Origin of the sequence: Acinetobacter haemolyticus (assembly GCF_900406815.1) — a bacterium.
Classification (GTDB): domain Bacteria; phylum Pseudomonadota; class Gammaproteobacteria; order Pseudomonadales; family Moraxellaceae; genus Acinetobacter; species Acinetobacter haemolyticus_A.
Window position 1 is genome coordinate 1 of record NZ_OVCN01000071.1, and the last position, 246, is coordinate 246.

Here is a 246-nt window from a genome sequence, read left to right on the forward strand (position 1 = left end):
TTTTTTTTTTTTTTTTTTTTTTTTTTTTTTTTTTTTTTTTTTTTTTTTTTTTTTTTTTTTTTTTTTTTTTTTTTTTTTTTTTTTTTTTTTTTTTTTTTTTTTTTTTTTTTTTTTTTTTGTTTTTTTTTTTTTTTTTTTTTTTTTTTTTTTTTTTTTTTTTTTTTTTTTTTTTTTTTTTTTTTTTTTTTTTTTTTTTTTTTTTTTTTTTTTTTTTTTTTTTTTTTTTTTTTTTTTTTTGTTTTTTTT

Annotated in this window: 1 protein-coding gene; it reads right to left on the reverse strand. The window is 0.8% G+C overall.

From position 1 onward, the window contains the following. Window positions 1-246: hypothetical protein (locus DK207_RS16095; protein WP_213066247.1), on the reverse strand; the 246-nt coding region annotated here is incomplete at both ends.